Annotated in this window: 10 protein-coding genes and 1 pseudogene; 8 read left to right on the forward strand and 3 right to left on the reverse strand. The window is 30.3% G+C overall.

Features of this window, described 5'->3' with window-relative positions:
* Positions 1-2: 2 nt before the first annotated feature.
* The 3 genes from CXF68_RS16430 (at position 3) to CXF68_RS16440 (ending at position 5,850) form a co-directional block, all read left to right on the forward strand.
* Positions 3-566, forward strand: coding sequence for an MFS transporter (locus CXF68_RS16430; RefSeq protein ID WP_101046203.1), 564 nt, complete (start codon positions 3-5; stop codon positions 564-566).
* On the forward strand, positions 567-4,313 hold the full coding sequence (gene cobN / locus CXF68_RS16435; protein ID WP_101046204.1) for a cobaltochelatase subunit CobN: 3,747 nt from the start codon (positions 567-569) through the stop codon (positions 4,311-4,313).
* Between the two features lie 463 nt (positions 4,314-4,776).
* A complete protein-coding gene (locus CXF68_RS16440) occupies positions 4,777-5,850 on the forward strand; it encodes a hypothetical protein (RefSeq protein ID WP_101046205.1) in 1,074 nt (357 codons plus the stop codon).
* Between the two features lie 105 nt (positions 5,851-5,955).
* Here CXF68_RS16440 and CXF68_RS16445 read toward each other — a convergent pair.
* Positions 5,956-6,369: pseudogene (locus tag CXF68_RS16445) on the reverse strand (transposase); the annotation flags it as partial.
* A 404-nt stretch (positions 6,370-6,773) separates the two neighbouring features.
* Here CXF68_RS16445 and CXF68_RS16450 point away from each other — a divergent pair.
* The 5 genes from CXF68_RS16450 to CXF68_RS16470 all read left to right on the forward strand — a co-directional run bounded on the left by CXF68_RS16450 (position 6,774) and on the right by CXF68_RS16470 (position 12,615).
* Positions 6,774-8,168: an FAD binding domain-containing protein gene (locus CXF68_RS16450; protein WP_101046206.1), complete on the forward strand. Its 1,395-nt coding sequence runs from the start codon at positions 6,774-6,776 to the stop codon at positions 8,166-8,168.
* Positions 8,169-8,253: 85 nt separating this feature from the next.
* Complete coding sequence (locus CXF68_RS16455) at positions 8,254-10,506, forward strand: xanthine dehydrogenase molybdopterin binding subunit (protein ID WP_101047565.1); 2,253 nt, start codon at positions 8,254-8,256, stop codon at positions 10,504-10,506.
* On the forward strand, positions 10,507-11,085 hold the full coding sequence (locus tag CXF68_RS16460; protein WP_232771674.1) for a GNAT family N-acetyltransferase: 579 nt from the start codon (positions 10,507-10,509) through the stop codon (positions 11,083-11,085). It begins immediately after the preceding gene.
* Positions 11,086-11,205: 120 nt separating this feature from the next.
* Positions 11,206-11,580 carry a hypothetical protein gene (locus CXF68_RS16465; protein ID WP_198553841.1) on the forward strand — a complete coding sequence of 125 codons (375 nt, stop codon included), beginning with the start codon at positions 11,206-11,208 and terminating at the stop codon, positions 11,578-11,580.
* Between the two features lie 84 nt (positions 11,581-11,664).
* Positions 11,665-12,615 (forward strand): XdhC family protein, encoded by a 951-nt coding sequence (locus CXF68_RS16470; RefSeq protein ID WP_101046208.1) that lies wholly within the window; start codon positions 11,665-11,667, stop codon positions 12,613-12,615.
* 93 nt (positions 12,616-12,708) lie between these two features.
* Here CXF68_RS16470 and CXF68_RS16475 read toward each other — a convergent pair whose 3' ends face one another.
* Both CXF68_RS16475 and CXF68_RS16480 read right to left on the reverse strand, forming a co-directional pair.
* Positions 12,709-14,757: an OmpA family protein gene (locus tag CXF68_RS16475; RefSeq protein ID WP_101046209.1), complete on the reverse strand. Its 2,049-nt coding sequence runs from the start codon at positions 14,755-14,757 to the stop codon at positions 12,709-12,711.
* Between the two features lie 11 nt (positions 14,758-14,768).
* Positions 14,769-15,698 carry a type IX secretion system membrane protein PorP/SprF gene (locus tag CXF68_RS16480; RefSeq protein WP_101046210.1) on the reverse strand — a complete coding sequence of 310 codons (930 nt, stop codon included), beginning with the start codon at positions 15,696-15,698 and terminating at the stop codon, positions 14,769-14,771.
* Between the last annotated feature and the right edge of the window lie 19 nt (positions 15,699-15,717).

Raw genomic sequence — 15,717 nt, forward strand, 5'->3', positions numbered from 1 at the left:
TCATGAATAAAAATATCAAGTATTTACTGATATGTTCCATACTAATACATTCAGGAGCTAATTTATTAGCTCCTATCTACGCTATTTACATTAAAAAAATTGGAGGTAATTTAATAGATGCGGGTATTGCTATAGGTATTTACGCCATATTTAAGGGAATCTTTTATTTTGTATTAAGTAAACTGGATGAATCTAAATTAAGCAAACGAGTAATGATGTTTAGCGGGTATATTATCATGGCAATAGCTTATTTGTCATATACTTTTGCTAATAGTCCTGCTCATGTTTTTGCCATTCAGATTGGGCTTTCTTTAGGTGAAACTATTATTAACCCATCTTGGAGTGCTGTTATAGCTTCTTCATTAAAAAAAGGGAAAGAACATTCTATTTATGCTAATTTCTTTGGCTATCGCTCCCTTTTTGAAGGAATTTCTGCTATCGTTGGAGGTTTTTTTGCCATGAGGTTTGGTTTTAACGTAATCTTTACCATAATGTTTTTTTTAGCTTTAAGTTCTGGAATAATTGCACTTTTAATAGATGAAAAAACAATTCTTAAAAAAACATAAATGCATTTAATTTCTACCATACCAGGCGGCTGGAATCCTAACGATGAAGGAGTATTTTACATCGATCAATCTCCTGGGGATATTGTTTTTTTATCTTCAGCAGATTCTGATTTATTTATGATGAATAATGCCTACAAATTAGTTCATAATTCTGTAGAAAATGCACCTTCTTTTCGTTTTGCTAACCTTAGTTATTTTAAACAAGAGCTAACTATAGATACATATGTTGATGAGGTTATTTCATCAGCTAAAATTGTTGTTCTTAAACTTTTGGGTGGTAAAGCCTATTACAATTATTTATGTGAAGCACTCACTGAATGTTGTGAAGAAAACAATATTCAGTTAGTGTTTTTACCAGGTGATAATAAACCTGATTTAGAACTGATGCAGTCTTCTAACATTCCGTTAAAAGACGTTGATCTAATATGGAAATACATTCAATCTGGTGGTCTTGAAAATTGTAAATCGGCATTGCAATTAATTAGCAATAGAATTACCGATATAAAGGTAACTCCGAATCCGATTAAAACGATTCCCGATCTATTTTTATATCACCCTGATAAAGGTATTTATAATTCATCAACCTTAAATAAAGAAAAAAAACAAGCTATTATTTTTGGATATAGAAGTTATTATTTATCTAATAATTTAGCCCCAGTACATAGTATTATAGCTTCCTTAGAAGCAGAAGGAATTTCTGCAATTGCATTGATGGCTGCTGGATATCGTGAACAAGATATTCAACAACAAATTTTCGATTTACTTAAATCACATCACATTGAAAAACCGCAAATAATTATAAATACTACAGGTTTTAGTGTACAAGGGTTTCATGACACCACACAAAGTTTATTTGATGTATTTAACGTTCCTGTTATTCAAGCTATCATGGGAAGTTGTAATCGTGAAAGTTGGTTAGAAGGTACTTTCGGACTACCTCCTACCGATATTGCCATGAATATTGCTTTGCCTGAAGTGGATGGTAAAATTATATCTAAAGTAATATCCTTTAAAGAAGCTATAGAAAAAGATACTTTAACCGATTCTGAAGTAGTTTCTTACGTACCCAATATGGAAGGTTGCGAATTTGTTGCACAAATGGCAAAAGCTTGGATAAACCTACAACAGAAAAATAATTCAGAAAAGAAAATCGCTTTAGTTTTACCCAATTACCCTAATAAAAATAGTCGATTGGCAAATGGTGTTGGTTTAGATACGCCACAAAGCACCTTGCAAATATTAGCGCAATTAGCTGATGAAAATTATAGTTTAGCTGATGATTATCCTAAAACCACCAATGAGCTTATAAATAAATTAACCAATGCTGTTACCAACGATCTAGAAACGATAAATACCTTAAATGAAAGACATACCATCAAATTAGATGCTGGTATATTTTATCAGTATTACAATCAATTGTCTGCCGAACTTCGTGAGAAAGTAGAAACACAATGGGGAAACCCTGAAAAATCACCTAATTACAAAGAAGGGCATTTTTTAATTCCAGGGTTTCTTTCTGAAAATATATTTGTTAGTATTCAACCTAGTAGAGGTTATAATTTAGATTTACAAGCTAGCTATCACTCACCTGACTTACCTCCTCCTCCAGCTTATTTAGCCTATTATATTTGGTTACAACATCATTTTAAAGCAGATGCTTTAGTGCATATTGGTAAGCACGGAAATTTAGAATGGTTACCTGGAAAAAGTGTTGCCTTGAGTAAAAACACTTGTTTTCCTGCTGCTATTTTGGGTCCGATTCCTCATTTTTACCCTTTTATTATTAATGATCCAGGAGAAGGAACCCAAGCTAAAAGAAGAAATCAAGCTATTATATTAGACCATTTAATTCCGCCAATGACGAGAGCTGAAAATTATGGTGATTTACTAAAGCTAGAGCTTTTAATTGATGAATTTTACGAATCAGCTTTAGTTGATAGAAAACGTGCTTCACTTATTAAAACTAAAATTGAAAACCTGGTTAATGAAACACATCTTAAAACTGATTTAAATCAAGATGGAAAAGATATTGATGCATTATTAGAAGTAATTGACGGCTATTTATGTGAGTTAAAAGAGTCTCAAATTAGAGGGGGTTTACATATTTTAGGAAAATTACCCAGACAAGAAAAATTAGTCGATTTAATTGTTGCTTTACATCGTTTACCTCAAGGAAACTTAAAAGGGATTACACAATGTTTAGCGGATGATTTACAACTAAATTTCGACCCTATAAATGTGGTTTATTCTGATTCTTTTGACAAAGAGATTTTCGGTATTCATTGCAGAACCTACGGACAAGCAGTAGAATTACTGGAAAACAAAGCTAAAAATATCGTCAGTCAATTGTTAGCTGGTAATAACGTCAGTAAAATTGGTGCTGATACAATACAAATTATAAAATACATACAACAACATACGGTACCTGTTTTACAAAAAACAAGTAATGAAATTGGTAATTTAATTAGAGGATTAAATGGACAATATGTTCCTGCTGGTGGTTCTGGTGCTCCCACACGAGGACGTTTAGATATTTTACCTACAGGACGAAATTTTTATTCTGTTGATGTGCGTACTGTTCCTTCAGAAACTGCATATCAATTAGGTCAAAAGAGTGCGCAGAATATTATTGATCGTTATTTACAAGAAAACGGAGAATACCCTACTTCTATCGGTTTATCGGTTTGGGGAACTTCGACTATGCGAACTAGTGGTGATGATATTGCACAAGCTTTGGCATTAATTGGTGTAAAACCTGTTTGGCAAGGAAGCAACCGAAGAGTTAAAGATTTTAAAGTACTTTCTACGTTAGAACTTAAAAGACCTAGAGTTGATGTGATGCTCCGTATTTCTGGTTTTTTTAGAGATGCTTTTCCTGATTTAATTTCACTATTTAATGCTGCTATTGAAAAAGTAGCTTCACTAGATGAAACAGCTGAACAAAACCCTATAAAAAAGCGTTTTGATGAAGAAAAAAAGCAATGGATAGAAGAAGGTTTAGATGATAAACAAGCCAATGAAAGAGCTTTATACCGTGTATTCGGATCGAAACCGGGTGCTTATGGTGCAGGTTTACAAGGTTTAATTGACGGTAAAAACTGGACTACTTCTGATGATTTAGCACAAGCCTATATTAATTGGAGTGGTTATGCATATGCTGGTAAAAATAATAGTGGAAAATCGGCTCATGAAACCTTTAAAAAACGATTAGCGAATATTGAAGTGGTGATGCAGAACCAAGATAATAGAGAGCATGACATTTTAGATTCTGATGATTATTATCAATTTCAAGGTGGAATGACAGCCGCAGTGAACACCATAAAAGGATCGCAACCTGAAACTTATTTTGGAGATCATTCTCGCCCTGATAATCCGAAAGTAAAATCGTTAAAAGAAGAATTGTTAAAAGTATTCCGATCTCGAGTAGTAAATCCTAAATGGATGCAAGGTATGCGTGAACATGGTTATAAAGGTGCTTTTGAAATGGCTGCTACTATGGATTATTTATTTGCCTACGATGCTACTACTAATTTGATTGAAGATTTTATGTACGAACAAATTACCGATACTTATTTGTTTGATGATGAAAATAAAGCTTTCATTGAAGAACATAATCCTTGGGCTTTAAAAGATATGTCTGAACGTATGTTAGAGGCTATTCAAAGAGGTCTGTGGGAAAACCCATCCGAAGAAACAAAAGAAAACTTAAAAGAGATCTATAAAAATGCTGATGCCGCAACGGAGTAAAACATTTATAAAATTAGCTTGTAGATTGGATATTGTGAGGTATTTTAATTGTTTTTTTAGCTAAGACCTCACAAGTTTTTGAAACCTGTGAGGTCGACCCTTTATTGCCAGTTCGAGCATTACTGAAATAAAATAACAATTTTATTGAAAGTAGCAAACGAAGTTTACGAGAGCAACTATTAAACTCTAAAAAATAGATTTCGACTGTGCTCAACCAGACATTGTTCATGGTATTCCAATTAAAATATAGCTGATTAGCTACTCATACCAATTTTTTATGCACAGTTTTATTATTTTTAAAAAAAACTGTACAATTATTTATTTTAAACCTTGTTGCAATTAATAATTTAAAAACAATAATTAGGTCTTTTAAATTAAATATATTAGTACCCATAAAACAGAAATAAGCGTACCTTTTACAAGAAAAGGTACGCTTATCTAATTGTTGTAGGTAATTTAAGAAATGAAAAAAAACATCCTTATTTTAATAATAATTATTTCCACAAAATTAATTGCACAAAAAAAAGATGCATTAGCTTTTAAAGGAAATTGGATTAAATATCATATTGAAATGAAAGACGGAAGCAGTCTTATAGACAGATTTCTAACTGATTCATCTTATGTGAATTTTACTATTCTGAATAAAAAAATGATAATAAATGGAAAGCCTACACATAGAGTTAATGAAAGTTCTTTTCCTTATACCTTGAAAAATAATTTCATAAAAACTTCTTCAACATCTGGTTATACTTTGGAGATTATAAAGAAAGATACTCTAGTTATTTGTGAAAAAATAGATGGTTTAGGAAATGACAAACTAAAGAGGTTTTATTTTGTCAGAGAACAAAAGTTATTTAATAAAATAAAAGAAAGAAAAGGAACAAATATAAATCAAATCGCAAATAAATTTTACACTCCAACTTTAAAATCAAGTCTTGAATTAGAATTAAACAATGCTTTCAAGAAAAAACACAGCAATTTTAAAGCAAAAGGGAAAATTCAAATTGATTTATATAATAAAAAAATAAAAACATACATATCTTACAGTAATACAGAGGACTCTCTTAAAATTAATCTTATAAAAAAAACTATTGATAAATCATATAAACTTTGGAAATTAAAGAGGTTTAAAGGTCTTCAAACCTTGGAGCTACCATTTGTCTTTAAAGATGAGAAAACAAGAACATTTTACGGAATCTCAATGATATTCTTTACTGATTCTTTTTATCTATTAGACAATTATTATGGTGGGGAAACTAGTGACATTGAAAAAGCTGGAAAATACTTTTCTAAAGCAATTAATGCTTACCAGAATAAAGATTTTAACAGGTCAATTGAATATTTTACAAAAAGTTATAGTTTAGATTCAAAAAACATAGATGCTTTATACAACAGAGCTGCAATTTATTATGAAATTGGAAAAATTGAATTAGCTTGTAAAGATTGGAATGAATTATCCGAACTTGATCAAAAACGAGGAATTGAGTTATTAAAAAACAATTGTAAAAAAACTACCTACAACAAAGAACTGAGGTAAAAACCAAACAAATTCTTCATTAAATTAATACAATATTATTCTATGCTCAAAATGCTACTACTTGGTATTTTGAGCTTTTATTTTCTGTATAATTACTACTTATTTTCACAAAACTGAAACATGGGGTTCATCATAAGGCAAACCCGATTTTGCAATCGAAAAACTTTGTTTGATTAACTTATTTGAAACTGCTATTAAAGTTAGTTTTTTACTCTTCCCTTTGTTTACAATACGCTCATAAATATCTCTACATGCTTTATTGTGTTTGCATGCATTAAAGGAGCATAAAAACAAAAGATTCCGTAACTTTCTATTACCAACTTTACTTATGCTACTTCGACCTCTTACACTACTCCCAGACTCTCGTATTGTAGGGGTTATACCAACATAACTACAGAGTTGTTTTGAATTTTAAAACTTGGTAAAACCATCTGTTATTATAAGCATAAATAAAGCTGTTTTAAGCCCGATTCCTGGAATACTAGTTAATAATGTTAACTGTACCTGTTGTTCTTTTCTTTAAAAAACTATCCATTAATCGAAACAATTGTAAGCATTCACTTTGAAAATCCCGATGGCGCGGATTTGAAATCCGTGCTTACTTTTTATTAATCTATAAAAACCATACATACTCCTAAGTCATTATAATTGTGTGTTGAATTAAAATAATAACCCTCAGCATTACTGCTCTAAACTACCATTTTTTTATTATAAATTAATACATATTACGTACTCATTATCGGCTCGGATTGCAAATCCGCGCTATCGCCCTGAAAATCGGAAGGTAAAATATTTAAAAAAAGAATTATTAAAAGTATTTCGATCTCGAATAGTGAATCCTAGGATGCCTTAACGGAATTAAATATTTCATTTAAAAACAACTTAAAAAAAATCGTTCCGTTTTTGTATCTTGCCTTCTGCATATGATACAATTTATACTCAACAATCAGATTATCAAAACATCCGCAAATGCGGGTATTACTTTACTAGATTTTATTAGAGAATATCAACAATTAAAAGGAACAAAAATTGGCTGTCGCGAAGGTGATTGTGGAGCTTGTACTGTTTTAGTAGGAGAATTAAAAAGCAACAATATTGCCTATCAAAGCATAACTTCTTGTATTTCCCCTTTAGGAAATGCAAATGGAAAACATATCGTTACTATAGAAGGTATCAACTTACCAAAAGAACTAAATACAGTTCAAAAAGCAATGACAGAAAATTACGCAACTCAATGTGGGTTTTGTACTCCTGGTTTTGTAGTTTCTATGACAGGGTTTGCTTTAGAAAGCAATAAAAGCACCACTTGTAACGATGCTATTAGCGGGAATATATGTAGATGTACGGGTTATAAATCTATTGAAAAAGCAGGTTTTGAAATTGAAGAAAAACTACAACAAAAAGATAACAATCATCAAATTGAATGGTTGATAAAAGAAGGATTCATTCCTAATTATTTTGATACTATTCCAAATAAATTAAAAGATTTACAGCCTAAAATATTTGAAAAAACGGGAATTAAAATTGCCAACGGAACAGATATTTACGTACGTCATGCAGATAAGATGGCTGAAGAGAATATCTACTTATTAGCGGATGATACTGCGTTAAAAGGAATTTTATTCTCTGAAGGAACTTGTACATTAGGAGCAAACACAACTGTAACTGAAATTGCAGAAAGTAAAAAACTGCAAATATTGTTTCCAAAGTTAAAAAAATTTATGAAGTTAATTTCTTCTGAACAAATTAGAAATATGGGAACCATTGGTGGAAATTTTGTAAATGCTTCTCCTATTGGAGATATGTCTATTTTCTTTTTAGCCTTAAACTCAACCTTAACTATTCAAAAAGAAGATAAAACAGTACGAACAATTCCGCTTCAAGAGTTTCATCAAAATTATAAAGTCTACGATTTACAGGAAAACGAAATTTTAAAATCCATTTCTTTTAAAGTTCCTCAAACAGATGATTCTTTCAATTTTGAAAAAGTAAGTAAACGTACTCATTTAGATATTGCAAGTGTAAATTCGGCTGGAAGAATTTATATTGAAACCAATACAATTACTGATGCTCATTTTTCAGTTGGTGGTGTAGCTGCAATTCCTAAATATTTATATAAAACAAACCAATATTTAATTGGAAAAGTAATCAATGCTGAAACGGTAAAAAATGCTGAGGCTGTTTTACAATCAGAAATCTCTCCAATTAGTGATGTAAGGGGAACTTCTGAATACAAACGATTATTAGCTAAACAATTATTTTTTGCTCATTTCATAGAGTTGTTTCCTAGCAAAATTGAACTAGAAAAATTGCTCTAAACGTCATTGTGAATGAAATGAAGCAATCTTTTATAAACAGATTACTTCGTCATACTTCCTCGCAATGACTATAAAAATTAAAAAGATGAAAAACATAGATAGTTACACACACGTTCGAGGAGAATCGCTATTTGTAGATGATTTAATATTACGGCAAGATGCTTTAATTGGATTGTGTTTCGATTCACCAAAAGCACACGGAAAAATAAAATCAGTAGATTATTCTAAAGCAGAAGCACTTGAAGGAGTAGTAAGAATATTTACCTATAAAGATGTTGTAGGTGAAAATCAAATTGGAGGAATTATTCCTGACGAACCACTTTGGGCAGAAAATGAAGTCCATTTTTGGGGGCAACCAATCGCTTTTATCGTTGCAAAGACAGAAGCAATTGCTAAAAAAGCGAGAGCTTTAATCACTATTGATATTGAAGAGCTTCCTGTGATTACAACAGCAAAAGAAGCGAAAGAGAAAAACAGTTTTATAAATGCGCCACGTTCTTTTAAATTAGGGGATTCTACTAATTCATTCTCTGAATGTGAGTATGTTTTTGAAGGAGAAACTTTTTCTAACGGACAAGAGCATTTATATTTAGAAACTCAAGGATGCTATGCTGTTCCGTTAGAAAATGGAAGTATAAAATTAACTTCTTCTACACAAGGGCCAACACAAGTACAAAAAACTGCTGCCAAAGTATTAGGGATTCCTATGCACAAAATTGAAGTAGATGTTATTAGATTAGGAGGAGGTTTTGGTGGTAAAGAAGATCAGGCAACACCTTGGGCTGTTATGACTGCAGTTGCTGTACAACATTTAAACTGCCCTGTAAAATATATGTTAAACCGTCATGATGATTTACGAATGACGGGGAAACGTCATCCGTATTCTTCATTCTATAAAATAGGGTTGACAAAAGGATTAAAAATTAAAGCTTTTGAAGTAGAATTTTTACAAAATTCTGGTGCCGCTGCAGATTTATCTCCTGCTATTGCAGAACGAACATTATTTCATGCAACCAATAGTTATTTTATTCCGAATGTAAGTACCACTGTTTTTAGTTGTAAAACAAACTTACCTCCAAACACAGCTTTTCGTGGTTTTGGTGGACCACAAGGAATGTTTGTTATTGAAAGTGCGATTGCTGATGCAGCTGATAAAATAGGTATTAACAGAAAAGAAATACAAGAAGTAAATTTATTAGTTGAAAATGATGAATTTTCTTACGGTCAAATTGCAACACAAGTAGAAGCAAAAAATACTTGGTTTACTGCTAAAGACAAATTCGATTTAGAAAAATCAGAACAAGAGATTACTACTTTTAATAAAGAAAATAAAATCTATAAAAAAGGGATTTCGTTAATGCCAATTACTTTTGGAATTTCATTTACGAATACTCCTATGAATCATGCACGTGCACTGATTCATATTTATCAAGATGGAAGTGTTGGTGTTTCTACAGGAGCTGTAGAAATGGGGCAAAGTGTAAATACTAAAATGTTGCAAGTTGCACAATCAATTTTAGGAATTTCAGCAAATAAAGTAAAACTAGAAACCACTAATACTACACGTGTTGCCAACACCTCTCCTACTGCAGCAAGTTCTACTGCTGATTTAAATGGAAAAGCTGTTGAAATGGCTTGTAATTCTTTAATCGAAAGGTTAACCAAAGTAGCTGCTAAAATGCTTTCATCTGAAGAAAAAAATATTTCTTTTCAAGAAGATTTTGTTTTTATTGATGACAAAAAATCATCACTTTCTTGGGAAGCTTTAATTGCTCAAGCAATGTTAGAACGTGTTGCTTTATCTGAAAATGCGCATTATGCAACGCCAATTATTCATTTTGATAAATCTAAAGAAAAAGGGCATCCTTTTGCATATCATGTTTATGGTACAGCAATTACAACTGTAACGCTAGATTGTTTACGAGGAACCTACGAAATTGATGCTGTAAAAATAGTACATGATTTCGGGAAATCTATAAATTTAGGTATTGATATTGGTCAAATTGAAGGTGCTTTAGCACAAGGAATTGGGTGGATGACCATGGAAGAAATTGCTTATAATAAAGACGGACGATTATTATCGAATGCTTTGTCTACATACAAAGTACCAGATATTTTTTCAGCACCGAAAATAGTAGAAACGATCCCGGTAGAAACAAAAGGGAACGACATGGCAATTCAAAAATCTAAAGCTGTTGGCGAACCACCTTTAATGTATGGAATTGGTGCATACTTTGCCATTCAACAAGCTGTAAAAGAATTCAATCCGAATTATAAATTAAAATTCCATTCACCTTTTACTCCTGAAAAAGTATTAATGGGTTTATACGATAAATAAATGATGCATTTAATAAATGAAACTATTTTTGAAAAATTCCCTGAACTAGAAAGCGAACGCCTACTCTTTAAAGAATATAGAAAGGAAGATGCTGCAAGTTTATTGTACATTAGATCGCATCCGAAGGTTTCAAAATATATGGATTCAGAAATCCTTAAAACAGTTGAAGATTCAGAAAAAAGAATTCATAATATGCAACAAATATTTAAAGAACAAAATGGAATTACTTGGGCTATTAGAGATAAAGAAACGAATACTTTAATTGGTGATTTTGGTGTTTGGAAATTAGACAGACAAAATTCTAGAGGAGAAATTGGTTATGTTCTAAATCCTGATTATTGGGGTAAAGGCTACATGAAAGAAAGCATGATTTCCCTAATTAACTTTGCTTTCAATATACTAAATTTGCATAGTTTAGAGGCCAATATAAATCCTAAAAACGAAAATTCTAAGAAGGCTCTTTTAAAATTTAATTTTAAGCAAGAAGCCTATTTTAGAGAAAATTATTATTTCGATGGTAAATTTTTAGATAGCGAAATATATTCTCTTCTAGAATCTGATATGCAACTTAATTCATAAAATAGTATCAAACTACAATACACAAAACAGAACATATTCAGAGGCGCTATTATTTATAGTGTAGGAGATACAATTGCTTCATTTTTATTAAATGAATTTTCTATTTATAGATTCTTAGGAATGGTATTCGTTGGCGCAACTATTTATGCTTTTGAAATACCTAATTATTTTTCTTGGATAGATAAAAAAACTATTTCTTTTAACGGTATAAAAAAAACATTAATAAAAACAATATTAGCAATTGCATATTTTAATCCCTTATGGATTTTTAGGCATTTAGCTTTTATCAAGTTATTCTCTGGTAATCACGACCAAATAAATACTTATTTATTAACGATTGCTGTTTGGTCTTTCTTAGCGAATATCCCAATTTCATTTATTGCAAATTATCTAATACAAAATAAAGTGAAACTCAGTTGGCGTTTTTTAGCAAGTGCTATTTTCTCTGCTATAACTGCTATTTATTACGCATTAAGTGAAACTATTTTTAATTAAATGTTTATTTCGAACAAAGTGAAGTAGTCTCTTGTTACAGATTGTTTCGTCATACTTCCTCGCAATGACAATAAGTAAAGAAAAATGAAATTCTGGCAACACATATTAAGTAAACTTAAAGGCAATCAAAAAGTATATGTCTTAACAGTAATTGAAAATTTTGGAAGTTCTCCTGGACGGAAAGGTTTTAAAATGCTTGTAGCTGAAGATGGTTTTATATTTGGTTCTATTGGTGGTGGAGTTATGGAATTCTCTTTAGTTGAAGAAGTACAAAAATTACTGCTAGAAAAAAATCAACCTACATTTATAAAAAAAAAAATTCATAAAGGAAATATAAAAAATGGTTCTGGTATGATTTGTTCTGGCGAACAAACGATTGCTTTTCATTGTTTAAATTCAGAATATATTTCTGATATTCAAAATATCATTAATTGTTTACTTAATGGAGAAAAAGGCACATTAAGTTTAACATCCAATTCATTTTATTTTTCACATAAATTAATAGAAAATCAATTTGATTTTCAAATAAACTCGAATAAAGATTGGTCGTTTATTGAACATATTGGTTTTAGGGAAACTTTATATATTATTGGTGGAGGTCATGTTGGTGTTGCTGTTTCAGAAATCTTTGTAAAACTTGGATTTTATGTTTTTGTTTTTGATAATCGAGAAAACTTAAACACCTTAGAAAATAATAGTTTTGCACATCAAAAATTAGTAACTGACTATCATACTATTAGTAATTATATTCCGCAAGGAAACTCTAGTTACGTTGCTATTATGACTAATAAATACACTGATGACAAATTAGTTTTGGGTGAGCTAATTAAAAATAATTATAAATTTATCGGAGTTTTAGGTAGCATAGCGAAACTAAAAACTATGTGGGAAGTTTTACTAAAAGAAGGTTTTACTCAAGATGACTTAGATACTATTCACGCACCTATTGGTATATCTATAAAAAGTGAAACACCTGAAGAAATTGCAGTAAGTATCGCAGCTCAAGTTATTCAAATTAAGAATAGAAACAAATAAGTTTAATTTGTTATCAACCCAATTTAGCTAATGTTAAAAATCCATTAAAAAGAAACATATTCTTAACATTAGCTAAAATGTAAAAAGAGCTTTTTACATTTTTATAATTATAAATTCTGATCTTCTATTTAATTGATGCTCTAAAGAACTACATTTCACTCCATCAGAACATTTATTAAGTAATTGGCTTTCACCATACCCTTTGGCACTATCAATTCTATTTGGTTGAATACCACTTTTAATTAAGTACTCTTTAGTTGATTTTGCTCTTTTATCTGATAAACTTAAATTATAAGAATCTGTGTTACGTGAATCTGTATGTGATTCTATTCTTATTACCATTTTAGGATACTGCATCATTAATATTACTATTTTATTAAGTTCAATAGCTGCATTAATTCTAACACGTGCTTCATTTAAAGCAAAATAAATAATTCCTATTTTAATTTTTAATAATCCTTTCTCTTCAACTATAAGTTCGTTTAGTGTTTCTAAACCTAGTGGAACAATTGTTTCACCTGTTTTTGTTCCTGTTAATAATGGTTTATTTTTTTGCTGATACCCAGTTTTTGATGCTACAATTTTATATTTTGTTTTACAATCAAATACTTTTGTAAACGTATAAGCTCCGTTTATATTTGTTATTGTTGTTTCTAGCAATTCTTCATTTTTATTATATAGTGCTACTTTAGCATTAGAAATAGTTTCTCCTGTAATTGTATTTGATACCGAACCTTTTACCAATTGATTACATGCTTGTATTTCTATTAATTTTGTAGGTACTCTAACAAAAGAGTAAATATCATCATCACCTTTTCCTAGTTTTCTATTAGATGATACAAATCCAGTGTTTTTATCTTCTTTAATAATAAATGCAAAATCATCTAATTTACTATTTAATGGTGCTCCCAAATTTACGGGTTTCCTAAAACTACTTTCTTTAGCTGTACTTTGATAAACGTCTAATCCTCCTAAACCTAAATAACCATCTGAAGCAAAATACAATGCATTATCTGTTATGTAAGGAAACATTTCTCTACCGGCTGTATTTATGTTATCTCCAAGATTTCTTGGTTTAGAATAGCTCGTATATATTGAATCTTTGTTATTGTTAATTTGATTTTCTAAAATATCAACAACAAAAATATCTGTTGCTCCGATAGATCCTGGCATATCAGAAACAAAATATAATAATTTACCATCACTACTCACTGAGGGATGCCCCACAGAATAGTTTTCACTATTAAACGGTAACTCTTTTACATTTTTCCACTCAGCTATGCTGCCTTCTCCTGTTTTAATTAAATCGGCACTATATAACTTTAAATGATTTGTTCCTTTATTATCTCTTTCTAATTTACCATTATAATTATTTCTTGTAAAATAAACCCTTTTTTCATCAGCCGAGAAAGCTAATGTTGCTTCATGATATATCGTATTTAAATTTTCAGAAAAATCTCCATCCTTTTTAACGTTTGATGCTGTTTTATTGATTGTACCTACATACATATTCAAAAAAGGTTGTTCATTCCAATGATAAATTCTTGTATGATAATTTGATGAATCTACCGCTGATGAATAAATTAATTTATCTTTATAATACATAGGCCCAAAATCTGAATACTTTGTATTTATTGATAAATTAGTTAAAATAAACTGAGGTTCTATATCAAGTATATCTTCGATTGTTTTATTTTCTTGATTGTACTTTTCTGATCTGTTATCTGTTTTTTTTGTTATTCTAGAAAACTTTTTCATCCAGTACTTTGCTTCTTTGTACTCTCCAATACCTTCTAAACTATGCGCATATTTAAATACATATTCTGCCTCTATTTCTGGATAATAGTTTGATATTAATTGCTTGTAAATACGATTCGCATTTTTCATATCTGTATTAAAAAAGTAAGAATCTCCTGCTTTTTTTAATACTCTTAAATAATCAATATCTCTGTTTTTCTTTTTACTTAAACTATTTAATTCTCTTTCATAAATTTTTGCAGCTTCTTTATACCACATTCTTTTAAAAAATTTATCTGCTTTAGGTGTTGAACTTTTATCTATTTGATTGTATGTAGTAACGCTTTGCGCAAAAGATGAACTCCCTAGCCATAAGATTAATACTAATATAATTGCTTTTTTCATTTTCATAAACTTTAAAAGAAACGAGGTGATTTTAATTGTTTTTCTTTTGTTATTAACTCATAACGCAGCATTATTTCGTGTGTTCCTGAATTAAAATCGCCTAATCTTGTCGTTGTTAAATCATACGCATATCCTAATAATAACCTTGGGCTAATTTGCATTCCTATTAATCCACTAAAAGAATCATCCCAACGATATCCAACTCCTAACCTTACTGTATCATAGAGCATAAAATTAGCAGACAAATCTACTATTGCAGGAGCTCCTGCAACAAATTTCCCTAAAAACGCGGGTTTAAATTTCACACTCGAACTAATATTAAAAACTTTACCTGCAATTAAATAATAATGTAAACGCTCTGCACTTACCTTATAATTATTAGTGCTAAAATCATCTCTATTAAAATATTTATTTGTTAAAAAGTTTGGTACTGATAAACCAAAATATGTTTTTTCATTTCGCCAATAAATACCTGCTCCAACTGTTGGTAGAAATTTATTATTAATTGATGCGATGTCTGATTGATTTTGAAAACCATCAAATAAATCAACATTAAGTAACCTTCCTCCTGCTTTCATTCCAAAAGATAACTGACTTTCATTATTTAAGCGTATGGTATATGAAAAATTAGCATCAATGTATATTTCTTTTGCAGGCCCTAAACGATCATTTACCAACGATAATCCTAAACCAAGGTTTTTACCTATTGGAGATTCTATACTTAATGATTGTGTTTGTGGTGCTCCATCTACACCAACCCATTGGCTTCTGTGCAATGCTGTTACCGATAAATGACCTCTAGATCCTGCATAGGCTGAGTTTACAGATAAAGGGTTAAACATATAATTTGTATACTGAGGGTCTTGTTGAGCTAAACAAGTTATAGTTTGTAAAATTAAAAACAAGACTAATAATATTTTAAATTTTAAATACATTTTCATTTTTTAAAAAAGGTTTTTA

This window comes from Tenacibaculum sp. Bg11-29 (assembly GCF_002836595.1).
Taxonomy (GTDB): Bacteria; Bacteroidota; Bacteroidia; order Flavobacteriales; family Flavobacteriaceae; genus Polaribacter.